Annotated in this window: 11 protein-coding genes and 3 pseudogenes; 10 read left to right on the forward strand and 4 right to left on the reverse strand. The window is 35.0% G+C overall.

Annotation, left to right across the window (positions count from 1 at the left end; genetic code table 11):
- Positions 1-23 precede the first annotated feature (23 nt).
- The 4 genes from prfB to ACGH6Q_RS09990 form a co-directional block, all read right to left on the reverse strand.
- Positions 24-1,122 (reverse strand): peptide chain release factor 2 gene (gene prfB, locus ACGH6Q_RS09975; protein ID WP_411592727.1). Its coding sequence is split into 2 segments (ribosomal slippage): positions 24-1,046 and positions 1,048-1,122, totalling 1,098 coding nucleotides; the frame shifts between segments, so codons are not numbered across the junction.
- Between the two features lie 189 nt (positions 1,123-1,311).
- Positions 1,312-1,938, reverse strand: a complete 627-nt coding sequence (locus ACGH6Q_RS09980; RefSeq protein ID WP_065561675.1) for a Fe-Mn family superoxide dismutase — start codon at positions 1,936-1,938, stop codon at positions 1,312-1,314.
- A gap of 121 nt (positions 1,939-2,059) precedes the next feature.
- Positions 2,060-2,911, reverse strand: a complete 852-nt coding sequence (locus ACGH6Q_RS09985) for a VanW family protein (protein ID WP_218055910.1) — start codon at positions 2,909-2,911, stop codon at positions 2,060-2,062.
- Positions 2,912-2,936: 25 nt separating this feature from the next.
- Positions 2,937-3,665: a type 1 glutamine amidotransferase gene (locus ACGH6Q_RS09990; RefSeq protein WP_411592728.1), complete on the reverse strand. Its 729-nt coding sequence runs from the start codon at positions 3,663-3,665 to the stop codon at positions 2,937-2,939.
- Positions 3,666-3,905: 240 nt separating this feature from the next.
- On the opposite strand from ACGH6Q_RS09990, the pseudogene tssB (ACGH6Q_RS09995) reads away from it, so the two are divergent.
- The 10 genes and pseudogenes from tssB (ACGH6Q_RS09995) to ACGH6Q_RS10040 form a co-directional block, all read left to right on the forward strand.
- Positions 3,906-4,398: pseudogene (tssB, locus tag ACGH6Q_RS09995) on the forward strand (type VI secretion system contractile sheath small subunit).
- A 67-nt stretch (positions 4,399-4,465) separates the two neighbouring features.
- Positions 4,466-4,621, forward strand: coding sequence for an integrase (locus tag ACGH6Q_RS10000; RefSeq protein WP_411592729.1), 156 nt, complete (start codon positions 4,466-4,468; stop codon positions 4,619-4,621).
- A 302-nt stretch (positions 4,622-4,923) separates the two neighbouring features.
- Positions 4,924-5,424 (forward strand): type VI secretion system contractile sheath small subunit, encoded by a 501-nt coding sequence (gene tssB / locus ACGH6Q_RS10005; protein WP_065590681.1) that lies wholly within the window; start codon positions 4,924-4,926, stop codon positions 5,422-5,424.
- A 76-nt stretch (positions 5,425-5,500) separates the two neighbouring features.
- Positions 5,501-7,033: pseudogene (tssC, locus tag ACGH6Q_RS10010) on the forward strand (type VI secretion system contractile sheath large subunit).
- Between the two features lie 27 nt (positions 7,034-7,060).
- Positions 7,061-8,413 carry a type VI secretion system baseplate subunit TssK gene (gene tssK, locus ACGH6Q_RS10015; RefSeq protein WP_411592730.1) on the forward strand — a complete coding sequence of 451 codons (1,353 nt, stop codon included), beginning with the start codon at positions 7,061-7,063 and terminating at the stop codon, positions 8,411-8,413.
- A gap of 10 nt (positions 8,414-8,423) precedes the next feature.
- Positions 8,424-9,089 carry a type VI secretion system protein TssL, short form gene (gene tssL, locus ACGH6Q_RS10020; RefSeq protein WP_085163669.1) on the forward strand — a complete coding sequence of 222 codons (666 nt, stop codon included), beginning with the start codon at positions 8,424-8,426 and terminating at the stop codon, positions 9,087-9,089.
- A gap of 10 nt (positions 9,090-9,099) precedes the next feature.
- Complete coding sequence (locus ACGH6Q_RS10025) at positions 9,100-10,860, forward strand: OmpA family protein (protein ID WP_296302099.1); 1,761 nt, start codon at positions 9,100-9,102, stop codon at positions 10,858-10,860.
- 36 nt (positions 10,861-10,896) lie between these two features.
- Positions 10,897-11,385, forward strand: a complete 489-nt coding sequence (locus ACGH6Q_RS10030; RefSeq protein WP_065590676.1) for an Hcp family type VI secretion system effector — start codon at positions 10,897-10,899, stop codon at positions 11,383-11,385.
- Between the two features lie 77 nt (positions 11,386-11,462).
- Positions 11,463-14,285, forward strand: a complete 2,823-nt coding sequence (gene tssH / locus ACGH6Q_RS10035; RefSeq protein WP_411592731.1) for a type VI secretion system ATPase TssH — start codon at positions 11,463-11,465, stop codon at positions 14,283-14,285.
- A 21-nt stretch (positions 14,286-14,306) separates the two neighbouring features.
- Positions 14,307-14,650: pseudogene (locus ACGH6Q_RS10040) on the forward strand (hypothetical protein); the annotation flags it as partial.

A 14,650-nucleotide genomic window follows, 5' to 3' on the forward strand; every position in this document is an offset into this window, starting at 1 on the left:
CCTTTTATTTATAACCAAGCGGTTTATAAACCTGCTTTTAAGCTTTCTTCAATAAATTGATCTAAATCGCCATCTAATACGGCCTGTGTATTACGAGTTTCAACGCCAGTACGCAAATCCTTGATACGCGAATCATCAAGTACGTAAGAGCGAATTTGGCTTCCCCAACCAATGTCAGATTTAGTCTCTTCCATTTGTTGTTTTTCAGCATTCTTTTTTTGCATCTCAAGCTCATACAGTTTTGCTTTTAACTGTTTCATTGCTTGATCTTTATTGCTGTGTTGTGAACGGTTATTTTGACATTGAGTAACAATACCCGTAGGAATATGAGTGATTCGTACAGCAGACTCAGTTTTATTTACATGTTGACCACCAGCACCTGACGCACGGTATACATCGATACGGAGATCGGCAGGGTTAATGTCGATATCAATATCATCATCAATTTCAGGATAAACAAATACAGAAGCAAACGAGGTATGGCGTCGATTGCCTGAGTCAAATGGACTTTTGCGAACTAGGCGGTGTACTCCAGTTTCTGTGCGTAACCAACCGTAAGCATAATCACCCGATACTTTAATCGTTGCCGATTTTATACCAGCAACATCACCATCCGATACTTCCATCACTTCAGTTGCAAAACCTTTTGATTCAGCCCAGCGTAAATACATCCTAAGTAACATTTCTGCCCAATCTTGTGCTTCAGTTCCCCCTGAGCCTGATTGGATATCTAAATAACAATCTGCACTATCATATTTACCAGAAAACATTCGTCGGAATTCAAGTCCAGCCAGTTTTTTCTCTAACTGTTCAAGTTCAAAATTAGCTTCATCGAAAGTATCTTGATCTTCAGCTTCAATAGCAAGTTCAAGCAAGCCTTCAACATCGTCAAGACCTTGAGTTAATGAATGAATAGTATTGATTATTTCATCAAGTGCAACGCGTTCTTTACCTAACGCTTGTGCTTTTTCTGGATCGGCCCATACTTCGGATTGCTCTAGCTCGGCATTGACTTCTTCGAGCCGTTCTTTTTTTAGATCATAGTCAAAGATACCCCCGAATCACGGCTGTGCGTTCGGTAAGTTCTGTTATCTTTGATTTAACTGGATTAATTTCAAACATGATTTAAATGGAGTTGCTCTGTTTTATGTTTTATTAAACAAGCGTCCATTGTAGCGGATTTGGGCATAATTTAGCAATTGCCAATTACTATTTTTGACTTTGACTCAGTAAATAAAGCATTGCTCGAAAAGAAAAGATGGCGCACTAGGCGCCACTTTTTAAGGTGAAAAGAATATGAGTACAATCAAGTTATTTTTTTGCTTCAGCGTATAGCTCAGCAACTTTATCCCAGTTAACTACATTCCAAAATGCACCAATGTAATCAACACGGCGATTTTGATATTTCAAATAATAAGCATGTTCCCAAACATCTAGTGTTAAAATCGGCGTACCAGAAACACCAGCAAATTTTTCGCCCATTATCGGTGAATCTTGATTGGCTGTAGAAACAACTTCAAGTTTACCATTTTGTAATACTAACCAAGCCCAACCTGAACCAAATCGAGTTGCTGCCGCTGCTGCAAATTTTTCTTTAAATGCATCAACTGAACCAAAATCTTTTTCGATGGCCGCTTTTAGGTCGCCTTTTAGTTCAGTACCAACTTTTAATAGTTCCCAGAAAAGAGTGTGATTAACATGACCACCTACGTTATTTTTAATACCCGTAATTTTGTCAGCAGGTACTTTATCTAAATTTTTTAACAAAGTGCTAGGGCAAAGTTCTTTTAATTCAGCTGGCAAAGTTTCAAGAATGGCATTTGCATTGTTCACATAGGTTTGATGATGTTTATCGTGATGCAGATGCATAGTTTCAGAATCAATATAAGGTTCTAATGCATCATAAGCATAAGGTAATGGAGGTAAAGTATAAGCCATGAAATTTGCTCCTTTCATATATTAGGTATTATTAACTACTTTATTTCATGAGTATACGGGCTATTAGTATAGCTCTCAAACTATCACTTAGATAGTTAGTGACTATCTGTTATCAGAATGACTATTGCTTTTTCAATTCGTCTTCATTATTTGCTATAAATGGGGTATACATCATAATTGCGTGGTTTTCGCTGATGAGCTTTTCTTCAACATGGTTATCAATTAAATGTGTTTTACGTTGCCATATTTTATTATGTCTGGTATAACCTCCCCACCATTGTTGTTCAATACGATGATCGGTTTCTAGGATTTCATAATGATTACTTAAGGGGGTATCAGCAAGTAATTCGCCATGTAAATATTGATCATCAAGCCAAAGATTAAGCCGGTAAGTGCTATTGGTTTTATTGATTAACTGTAAATCTACATAGTTATAAGATAAGGTGGCGCCACAAGCAAAAGGAATCGTTCGATTAATATCGGGAAAAACATCAAAACTATGACGCCAACGTTCTATGATTGTAAGATCGGAGTGTAATACAATCCAATAAATCAAATTACCTAATTGGCATAATCCTCCACCAATATCTTTGCCTATCTGTCCATTATGTAATGATAGTCCTTCTAAAAATCCCCGTTTTTTGGATGGGCGTCCTACTTTTTGCCAGATCGAAAAACGTTGATTAGGCTTAATGATTGAACCATTAAGTTTTTCAATTGCTAATCTAAGATTAGTGATTTTGTTATATTGTAAATACATATCAACATCTTTTAGTTGTCTTAATAAAACAGACTGATGTTTTTTGTGTGAATAACAACATGTATTATTATTTATGTCGACAGTGCAATATGCGTTACGATGTCGCCACCAATCAAATTTTCGTTTTAAGATAAAATATTCTTTGCCTAATTTTAGCCTTAATTTACTGCGTTTTATCGGTTTATCGATAATAATATCCTGCATATTTTCCATTCCCTTATCGACAAGATATAATCAGTTATTTTTCTAAAGGTGACAGATAGCGTTGGCTTAACTTGTCGAGAAAAGTGAAAAGTTTTTGATTCATTTCAGTGTAATCATGAGAGCGAAGCTTATCAGGTGTATCGACAAAGCGGTATTTTTCTGCTTGGCTAAGTTCCTTTTGTGAATGGGTAATTAATAATTCGACTACTTCAGGTGTTAACTCCATATGGCATTGGAAACCATAAACAAATTTACTGTATGCAATGATTTGACGAGGACACCCTTCACTATACGCAATAATTTGAGCATCTTTGGTTAAACCTGGCATATCATTGTGCCAATGACCGACTTCTAATGTACTACCAAAATCAGTAAACAAAGGATTTGTTTTACCGATTTGAGTTAACATAATAGGGAATTTGCCAATTTCTTTTTCTGGGCTGTTGCTATAACTTGCCCCTAGAGCTTCGCCGATTAATTGTGAACCAAGACATACACCAATGACTACTTTCTCTGCTTTTATTGCAGATAAAATAATGGCTTGTTCTGCTTTAGAATCAAAATGAGCGCATTCTTGTTTGGTAGTTGATGGTGACTGTGGACCGCCCATAACAATAAGAAAGTCGATATCATCAATGCTATTAGGAAGTGGTTCATTAAGGTAAACGCGAGAATAAGTTATAGTGTGATGATGCATCATAGCCCATTGCTCATAGGCACCAGGTGCTTCAAAAGCTTCATGAATAATAAAATGTATATGCATTAATAACTCCTTATTTTACCTTATAACACATTGGAAAGTTTACTAAAAATATGCGCATATTGCTATTAATAAAAACAAGATAATTCTGCATACTGCAGTGAATCCAAATTGATATTAAAAATTTTTTATATTCATAACATCTAGATTTTTATTGTAATTTAAAAAAATAGGATAATTTGTCATGTGAAAGTATTTATTTTTTTCGAGTATATAAATAATAAGCTTTATAAGAAATAAAATATGTCAAATAGCTATCAAAACGAAGTACCTCCTGCTCGTGTCAATATTCAATTAGATTTTCATACTGGTGGAGCACAAAAAAATTGATCTCCATTAAAAATTTTATCTATTGGCGATTATGGTCGAGGCAAAGATAAACTCCCACTTTCAGAAAAAGAAAGAAAAAGTATTAATCAATAAGAATAATTTTGATGCAGTATTAAAAGAGTTCAAACCTTCTGCCAAAATTAATGTACCGAATACTCTTGTTGATGATAGTAGCGATATTAGTATAGAACTCACTTTCAAATCAATGAATGATTTTAAATCTGAACAAGTTGCAAAAAACATCCCTCAACTTCGATCTTTACTTGCTATACGTAATTTATTAAGAGATTTGAACCCCAACTTACTAAACCACGCTACATCTCGTTACGGACTAGAGAAAATTGTTAAAATGGACGTGAATATCAAGGCACAAGTGAACACTTATTTGTTAAAACCATCGTATTAATCAAAAATTCACCAAACCAACCTGTTCATAAACGAATAGGGAAGCAAAAACAGTGATACGAACTTTAATGAAAATATTGCATAATCAGCAAATATTTAGCGATTCAAAAGATAGGAAACAAAAACGCTTTATTAATTTTTATAATACCGTTAAACCGCATAAAGCGATTTTAGGAAAAACGCCTTATAAGTTTTTAGAGAATTATTTTAATCATGAAGTGTAAACAACTCGTTGTTTTTATAAAATTTATAATATGAATAAAAAATATTTGTTATTCGCTTTTTTTTTATACTCGACAATACCTTTAAAAATATGATCATTGAATAAAAATAATTCATTATTTATCAGTTTTTTACACTATTTTAATGATCAAGATATCTAGGTTTTTATTGATAAGATATTAATAGTATTTGTAATTTTATTAAAATTTGTAGAAAAATAGAGCTATTTATTATATTATAAAGATTATCTATTTATATTATTTAAGAAATTATCAATTTATTCGTGTTTCATAAGGAATCAAATATGTCAAATAGTTATCAAAACGAAGTACCTCCTGCTCGTGTTAATATTCAACTAGATCTTCATACTGGTGGAGCTCAAAAGAAAGTTGAGTTACCTTTAAAAATTTTATCTATTGGTGATTATGGTCGTGGTAAAGACAAACGTCCACTTTCAGAAAAAGAGAAAGTATCCATTAATAAAAATAATTTTGATGCAGTATTAAAAGAATTTCGACCTTCTGCCAAAATTAATGTACCAAATACTCTTGCGGATGATGGTAGCGATATTAGTGTAGAACTTGCTTTTGAATCAATGAATGATTTTAAACCTGAACAAGTTGCAAGAAACATTCCTCAGCTTCGTTCTTTGCTTGCTATGCGTAATTTATTAAGAGATTTGAAATCTAACTTACTAGACAACGCTACATTTCGTTACGAACTAGAGAAAATTGTTAAAGATGAACAATTATCTGATGAGCTTCGTGCAGAATTAGAATCAATTGTATCTAAAAACACAAAATAAGTGTTTTTTAATAAATTATCTAGTTACTTTCGAAATAAATTATATCGTTATTGATGAACAATAAGGAAAAAAAGCAATGAACGAAAAAACAGAACAAAAAAGTGTTAACCAAACCGTTTTAGAAGATAATGGTAGTGTTTACCAATCTTTATTTAATAAAATAAATTTAAATCCAATCCAAAAAGCTGGTGAGATCGATAAATACGAAGATAATGATGTATTATTTGAGTCCTCACAAGATGAACGTGTCACGATGGCTGTTGATATTTTACTCAAATTGATTCAAAGCTCATCTCAAAAAGTTGAAAAACTAGACAAACATTTATTAGATTACCATATTAGCCAAATCGACCAAAAACTGAGCCGACAATTAGATGCAATTATGCATAACGAAACGTTCCAAGAAATTGAAGCAACATAGCGTGGTTTAAAATTTTTAGTGGATCGTACTGATTTCCGACGTAACGTAAAAATTGAATTATTAGATGCTTCAAAAGAAGATCTTCGCCAAGATTTTGAAGATGCACCAGAAATCATTCAAACAGGGTTTTATCGTCATACTTATATTCAAGAATATGATACACCAGGTGGAGAACCTATAGGTGTAACTATCTCGAATTATGAGTTTGATCGTGGTCCACAAGATATTGCTTTATTACGTAATATTTCAAAAGTTGCAGCTGCGGCACATATGCCATTTGTTGGTTCTGTCGGTCCAAAATTCTTTGGTAAAGAAACCATGGAAGAAGTCGCTGCAATTAAAGACATTGCAAATTATTTTGATCGAGCTGAATATACAAAATGGAACAGTTTCCGCGAAACGGATGATTCACGTTATGTTGGCTTAACATTACCAAGAGTATTAGCACGTTTACCTTATGGTCCTGATACAGTACCTGTCCGTAGTTTTAACTATATTGAAGATGTTAAAGGCATTGAACATAGTCGTTATTTATGGGCTAACGCTTCGTATGCTTTTGCAGCTAACATGGTACAAAGTTTTATTCGTAATGGTTGGTGTGTACAAATTCGAGGTCCACAAGCTGGAGGACTTGTCGAAGATTTACCTATCCATCTTTACGATTTAGGTACAGGAAACCAAGTTAAGATCCCAACTGAAGTTCTTATCCCAGAAACACGTGAATTTGAATTTGCTAATTTAGGTTTTATACCGCTCTCTTTCTATAAAAATAGAGATTATGCTTGTTTCTTCTCTGCAAATTCGGCACAAAAACCAGCGCTATATGACACAAAAGAAGCAACAGCAAATAGCCGTATTAATGCACGTTTACCGTATATCTTTTTATTATCACGTATCGCCCATTATTTAAAAGTGATTCAGCGAGAAAATATTGGAACAACAAAAGATCGTCGAGTTCTTGAACTTGAGTTAAATAAATGGATTAGTAACCTTGTGACTGAAATGACCGATCCTAGTGACGAAGTTCAAGCATCTCATCCATTACGAGAAGCAAAAGTTATTGTTGAAGATATTGAGGATAACCCTGGATTCTTCCGTGTTAAAACATTTTTAATCCCACATTTCCAGGTTGAAGGAATGGATATTAATTTATCGATGGTATCACAAATGCCAAAAGCTAAAGCTTAATATCAAACAATCTGGGTGGTAGGATTCATGAAAATTTTTCGTCCTTTATGGAATGAAGGTGTCTTTTTGACACCTCAACAATTTCAGCAACAGGCGTTATGGCAACAGTTTTCCTCTCAAAAGTTAGCAGCTATGGCAGTAGCTAACCCATGGGGTATTGAAAAATTAGTCATAGATACGCAAGCGCTGACAATCGATCGTTTACAGGCAGAATCTATTAGCATTCGCTTTCGTGATGGTGTGCTGATTAATACTGACACTGCTGATAAATTACCGGAAGCTAGAACACTAAATACGGATATTCCACCTGAGCGTGAAGAAGTCATTGTATTTATTGGGATACCATTGCTACAAGCTAATGGGGGTAACTGTCTACAAGACAATCAACAACTTGAAAGACCACTTCGCTATCGACAAGAATGGGTGGAAGTGGTAGATCTATTTGGACAAAATGCTGAAACAATCGCTGTTGAGCGTTATGCGTTAACTTTTTTATTTGATTTTGAAGATCATAGTGATTATTTAACATGTCCAATTGCATGCCTTAAGCGTGATCTAAATGGTCGTTTTGTACTTGATTTTGAATATCTTCCTCCACTAATTAATTTATTCACTCAAAGTGGAACATTAATAAAAGAGTTGGAACTATTATGTATCCAAATGCAGGCTAAACGTCAACGTTTAATGGGCATGAGACATGAACGTAACGAACAAATGGCTGAATTTGCAATAGCCGATGTATCCCTGTTTTGGCTTCTAAATGCACTAAACACATTTGAGCCTCAACTTAAATTTTTACGTGATAATCCAACTATTCACCCAGAAAGCCTTTACCAAACATTAACGGCATTAACAGGTGCATTGTTAACGTTTTCATTAGCAAATGATGTTGATAAAATTCCAGCTTATCAACACACCAACCTTAATGCAGTTTTTCCGCCATTATTTGGATTAGTGCGTAATTTATTAGAAGAAAGCTTACCATCTCGAGTGATTAAAATTGATTTAGTACATAATAAAGATACATTATGGACAGGTCGCTTAAACGATTCTCGTCTTGTTGAAGATGCTGATTTTTATCTCTCTGTACGTTCAAGTCTGCCTGGACATCAATTACAGTCTCAGTTTCCAATATTATGTAAAGCTGGTGCACCAGATGATGTAAGGCAAATTATACATTCAGCATTATCGGGTATACCAATAAAAGCGCTTAGCCATGTTCCAGCGGCAATACCTATGCGTTTAGAAAATCAATATTTTGCACTGGATCTATCGCATAGTGCAGCAAAAAATATGTTGCAAACTCGCTGTTGTGAGTTTTATGTACCAAGAGCAATGCCAGATATTTCACTAGAACTTTTCGCAGTTTTGCGATCATAGGGTCAAGATTATGAGTATAGAACCACAAACAATAGTCATTGATGAATTATTACGAGATTCAATATTAGTTGTTGTCCAATTAAAAGCGAAAGCGGATATTCCATCAGGACATAAATTATATGAACTTTGTAAACAGCAAGTGACGACCGTTCGTGATACGTTATATAAGGCACAATATAGTCAAGATGTGATTGATGATATAAGTTATGCCCTATGTGCATTATTAGATGAAACAGTATTACTTCGCCATCGTGATAAACCCGAAAAACAAGATTATGATGAGTGGTTAGGCGCACCATTACAAGTCATCTTTTTTAATACACATAATGCTGGTTATGATTTATTTGAAAAAATTCGCGGACGCTTAAAAGCAGATAAAAAAGATCCACTAGTATTAAGTTGCTTTGACAGAGTGCTTGGGCTTGGCTTTCAAGGATGCTATCTAGATAAACCTCAAATGGAAAGGGAACACTTGGTTTTAGCCCTGCGTGAAGCTGTACGAGAGTACGAGCCAGAACAAGCTCATCCTATTATTGAACAAACCAAAACTTATCGTTATTTAGGACGCAAAACGATGCTGTTATCTTGTACTGCGTTATCCGTTTTGTTGGTTATTGTTCTTTACTTTTTATTAGATTATCGACTTGATACGTTGATTAAAAAAATTGTAGGTTAAAGGGGAATTTATGAGCGATTACCCTAAACGAATTCAAATCATTTATGCTGCTATATTAAGCTTATTGTTACTATTTGTATTTTTACCAATAACAGTCGGTTGGAAAATTATTGGTACGATTTTAGTTTTAGTTATTGCAGGTGGGTTGCTATGGCGAATGCAACGCTATCGGCGGCTGCTTGCTTTATCAACAACAAATATTGACTTTTTAACCCAAAAGCTTGATTTATTACCAGCAAGGCAACGTTATCGATTACCTATCTTATTGGTAACTGGTAGTGCAGCAAAAGACTTTTTTCCAGAAGATCTATCCATAGCAGAATCGAATATTGTTGTTTCATCCGAAGCGGTATGGATTTATGTTGAAGAATATTCTCATTTACCTATCGTTTATGATTCATTAATTTCAAAATGGCCAGATATGATAGGGCGAGTAGGTATATTTCTTGCTTTAACGCCTGAACTTGAGGATAAACAAGGGTTATTCATTGCTAAATTGCAAGCATTTCGTCAATCATGGGCAGATACATGTCGCATTGCAAAATATCAACTGCCTGTTTACTTATCGACACATATTGGTCTAAATAATTTAATTTATGATGAACAAAATCCATTACCTGTTTACTGGTTTCAATTAGTCGATCACAAATTATTTCTGCTTGATCGTTATTTATCGCCTCTAAACAATTGGGTTAATGATATTAAAACGCCTTCAAGCGAACGAGAAAGACGATTACGATTAAGACCATTGCTAAACGAAACACAATCTTGGATTGAACAAATCGTATTATCAACATTAATTGATCCAAAACAGCCTATAGCAAAATGTAAGCCAACGGGGATAGCGATTTATCCTATAAATCAATCTATTGTAAATAACAATATTATGCAAAAACAATGGGAAAGTATCACGACTTTACCACTGCCAAATAACCATAAAATTGAAGATAATGTAAGTCCGCCCGATTCCTTAATTAAATTTATGCCAATAGCTTACCCATTTTCGCCTATTGCCACGATGGTCTGTGGATTAATTACAATCACGTCCATATTTATTATGGGATGCTTAGGCGCATCTTTTTGGAACAATATTAAACTTTCAGATCAAATACAAAATGATATTCGACATTACCATTTAATTTCGATGAACAGTTATGAAGAAAAGCGACAAGCACTTGAGTTACTTAAAGACGATAGAGCAATGTTAAATCAATATTTAACTCAAGGGGAACCTGTTCGTTTAGGTATGGGACTTTATCATGGACAACAATTACTTGAGCCTTTAAATGTCTCTATGAGTGATTATGTTGCTAAACCACCAGAGCCAGAAAAAATTATTATTAAAGAAGAAAAAGTTATCATGAAAGAAGTACCATCCGTGATTCGCCTAGATAGTTTAGCATTATTTGAAAGTGGCCAATCAAGCTTAAAATCAGATTCAACCAAAATATTAGTCAATGCGTTAGTTGAAATGAAAAAACAAATAAATGCTAACCACGGAACAGGATGGCTTATTTTAGTTGCAGGGCATACTGACTCCACTGGTGATGAAAATAAAAATATTCAATTATCACTTGAGCGTGCAACAGCAGTACGAAACTGGATTATAAAAGCTAGTGATATCCCTGAAACCTGTTTTGCAATACAAGGGTATGGAGCAAAAAAACCGCTAGTTAGTAACGACACTCTGGAAGGTCGTGCACAAAACCGGCGAGTAGAAATTAGCTTAGTTCCTCAAATGTCAAATTGTATTTTGGCAAATGAAAACTAAGAGTGTTTAATAATAATCAAAAAAGGAGTAAAAACAATGGCAGTTCCAGCGTATATGTTTTTAAAAGACGATGGTGGTGCAGAAATTAAAGGTTCTGTAACTGTAGTAGGACGTGAAGGTAGTGTTGAAGTGGTTGAATTTGATCACAAAGTCTACATTCCAACCGATGGTAATACAGGTAAATTAACCGGAACTCGCGTTCATAAAGCACTTGAATTTGTTAAAGAAGTTGATGCTTCATCACCTTATCTTTACAAAGCTGTAACTACAGGCCAAAACTTAAAGTCTGTTGAAATCAAATGGTACAAAATTAATGATGCAGGTCAGGAAATTGAATATTTCAACACATTAATGGATAACGTAAAAATTGTTTCTATTAAACCTGAAATGCACAACATTAAAGATCCAACAAAAGAACAATACAATCACTTAGAGCGTATTGAATTACGTTACGAAAAAATCACTTGGACTTATAAAGATGGCAACATCATTCACTCAGATAGCTGGGTTGAAAGTAGAGCCTAATGTGGTTTTTGTTGATTCTGCCATTACGGCAGAATCAACATTTTTTTATAAACAATAACATAACGAAAGGAATAGTAATGATTGCCGATCCTTCTGTTTTATTAAGGCGACTCAATCCGTATTGTGCAAGAGCACTTGAAGCTGCGGCAGAATTATGTCAAACGAGAGCACATCCAGAAATTACACTTGAACATTGGCTATTAAAATTATTAGAACAAGGTGCTGGTGATATTTCATTTATTGCAAGACATTACCAACTAGATATGGACAAAGTCTGGCAAGGATTATTGAATTATTTAGACATTTTACCACACACAATTAATACAAAACCTAGTTTATCGTCATCGTTGATTGCAGTATTACAATCAGCATGGTTAAAGGCTTCACTTGAAGATCAAGAAGATGTCATTCGTTCAGTACATATTTTACAAGTGCTACAAGAGATGCCTCATTGCTTAAAAGCACAAGATGCATGGCAATTGCTTAGCTTATCCGTTGTGTCATTACAAAAAATGCGTACTCAATTAAATGAAATATCAGATGAAAACCCTGTAAATCAATACAGCTATCATTCAAATAATGATATCGATAGTACATCCCAATCAAAAATTGATACTAATCAGGATTCGCAAACAGCTGAGACTAAAAATAACCAACAACAAGCTGTGCAACAAAGACATTATCAAGCAGCGCTTAGTCGATTTACTGAAGATATTACCGAAAAAGCGAAAACAGGTAAAATTGATCCTGTATTTGGTCGCGATAGTGAAATAAGGCAAATGATCGATATTTTATCTCGTCGTCGCAAAAATAACCCAATCTTAGTGGGAGAACCTGGCGTAGGTAAAACGGCATTAGTTGAAGGATTGGCGCTTCGTATTGCAGAAGGCAACGTGCCTAAGAATCTTGAAAAAGTTAGCATATTAATGCTTGATCTTGGCTTGCTACAAGCTGGTGCTGGCGTAAAAGGTGAATTTGAACAAAGATTAAAAAATGTGATTGAGGCTGTTCAACAATCACCGAACCCAATATTACTTTTTATTGATGAGGCGCACACCATTATTGGTGCAGGCAATTCAGCTGGTGGAGCTGATGCAGCAAATTTATTAAAACCTGCACTAGCTAGAGGTGAATTACGTACAATTGCTGCTACAACATGGTCTGAATACAAACAATATTTTGAAAAAGATGCTGCGTTAGAGCGTCGTTTTCAAATTGTTAAAGTTGATGAGCCTGATGACGAGAAAGCCTGTCTTATGCTACGTGGTTTAAAATCACGATACGCAAAACACCATGGTGTACATATACTGGACGAAGCTGTTAAAACAGCGGTTTCGCTTTCTCGACGTTATATCAGTGGTCGTCAACTGCCAGATAAGGCCGTTGATCTGCTTGACACAGCTTCAGCAAGGGTTCGCATGGGGCTAGATACAATTCCTGAATCAATCACGTTGCTTGAAGCAAAAATTGCCTCATTGACAATAGAACAAGAGGCAATAGAAGCTGATGTAATATTAGGCGAACAGCTATCAACGGATCGTATGAGGGAAATCGATTTACAACTAGGCGAATTACAAAAAAAATTAACCAGTCAACAAATACAATTTGAAAAAGAGAAAAAACTTGTTGAAACACTAATTGAGTTACGACAAAAATTAACTCTAAAACAAGATAAAAAAATTCAAAATCAACTGATTGCAACACAGAAAAAATTAAGTGAACTACAAAAAAGTTTACCTTTATTGTCACTTGATGTCGATAGCCGAATTGTCTCTTCAATTATTGCCGATTGGACCGGAGTGCCATTAGAAAGCCTACTAAAAGATGAACAAAGCCATTTGCTTATGTTAGAAGATGATTTGCGTTTACGTGTTGTTGGTCAAGATAACGCGCTTTTTGACATCGCTAAACGGATTCGTGCCGCAAAAACGGGGCTAACCTCAGAAGATGCGCCGATGGGAGTATTCTTATTAGTCGGACCATCTGGTGTAGGTAAAACCGAAACAGCTTTAGCTTTAGCTGATACACTCTTCGGTGGCGAACAATCTTTGATCACCATTAATATGTCAGAGTATCAAGAAGCTCATACCGTATCACAACTCAAAGGATCACCACCAGGATATGTGGGTTATGGTCAAGGTGGAATATTGACTGAAGCCGTCCGTAAACGCCCATATAGCGTTGTATTATTGGATGAGGTCGAAAAAGCACATCGCGATGTATTGAATCTATTTTATCAAGTATTCGATCGTGGTTTTATGCGAGATGGTGAAGGCCGTGAAATTGATTTCCGTAATACCTTAATATTAATGACTTCTAACCTAGGCAGCGATGAATTAATGGCATTATTTGATGAAATGCCAAATGCTGATATTGCAACACAGCAAGAATTATTGCGCCCTATTATACGTGAACACTTTCAACCAGCATTATTAGCGCGTTTTCAAACTGTCATTTATAAACCATTAGATGATGTTGCACTACGCAAAATTGTTGAAATGAAATTAAATAAAGTCGCCTCTCGATTACAAAAACATTACAAAATTGAGTTTAATGTTGGTCAAAAACTTTACGATACTTTAGTTTCAGCTTGCTTATTGCCAGATACAGGTGCTCGTAATATCGATAGTATTTTAAATCAACAAATCTTACCAGTAGTTTCTAACTTGTTACTACAGCAGGATAATAGCCAAAACAATCAATCACTAACGTTACAACTCGACTTTAGCGAAACAGATGGCATTGTACTTGAATGGGTAACGAAAAATAGTAAAACTAAGCCAACAAAAGCTAAAAAGGCAACAACGGTAAAAAAAGCATCCTCAAAAGTATCAAAAATAGAGGAAAAAGACAGTAATAAAAAACAATTAGAAAAAGAAACAGCTAGTCGTACAGAATAAAAAAATAAATAGGAGAACAACATGTCGAACGAACTTAATCGTCTTTTAAGTCAACTCGGTGACGGGTTTAGTGATTTAATGGCGGGTTTGAGTGGGGTTAGCCATAATCGCTATACCTTAACGGTTGACGGGCTGGGGACGCCGATTTCGGTTTTGCATGTTGAGGGTGATGAGTCGTTAAACCAGCCTTGGCGTTATGTGATTACTTTTACCAGTACTGATAAAGCCTTATCGCCTGATTCCTTTCTTAATCAAAAATCGACCTTCTCCTTTAATCCTGTTATCAATAAACCATTAACTTCCGCTATCCGCTCATTAAGTGACTTGCCCACGTTGAGTAATAAACGCACCTTGCATGGGGTGAT

Origin of the sequence: Gilliamella sp. BG2 (assembly GCF_046635645.1) — a bacterium.
Lineage (GTDB): Bacteria > Pseudomonadota > Gammaproteobacteria > Enterobacterales > Orbaceae > Gilliamella > Gilliamella bombi.

Coding starts and splice junctions, on each gene's coding strand:
- ACGH6Q_RS09980 (WP_065561675.1), bottom strand. CDS start 1,938: ATGGCTTATACTTTACCTCCATTACCTTATGCTTATGATGCATTAGAA.
- ACGH6Q_RS09985 (WP_218055910.1), bottom strand. CDS start 2,911: ATGGAAAATATGCAGGATATTATTATCGATAAACCGATAAAACGCAGT.
- ACGH6Q_RS09990 (WP_411592728.1), bottom strand. CDS start 3,665: ATGCATATACATTTTATTATTCATGAAGCTTTTGAAGCACCTGGTGCC.
- ACGH6Q_RS10000 (WP_411592729.1), top strand. CDS start 4,466: ATGAAAATATTGCATAATCAGCAAATATTTAGCGATTCAAAAGATAGG.
- tssB (WP_065590681.1), top strand. CDS start 4,924: ATGTCAAATAGTTATCAAAACGAAGTACCTCCTGCTCGTGTTAATATT.
- tssK (WP_411592730.1), top strand. CDS start 7,061: ATGAAAATTTTTCGTCCTTTATGGAATGAAGGTGTCTTTTTGACACCT.
- tssL (WP_085163669.1), top strand. CDS start 8,424: ATGAGTATAGAACCACAAACAATAGTCATTGATGAATTATTACGAGAT.
- ACGH6Q_RS10025 (WP_296302099.1), top strand. CDS start 9,100: ATGAGCGATTACCCTAAACGAATTCAAATCATTTATGCTGCTATATTA.
- ACGH6Q_RS10030 (WP_065590676.1), top strand. CDS start 10,897: ATGGCAGTTCCAGCGTATATGTTTTTAAAAGACGATGGTGGTGCAGAA.
- tssH (WP_411592731.1), top strand. CDS start 11,463: ATGATTGCCGATCCTTCTGTTTTATTAAGGCGACTCAATCCGTATTGT.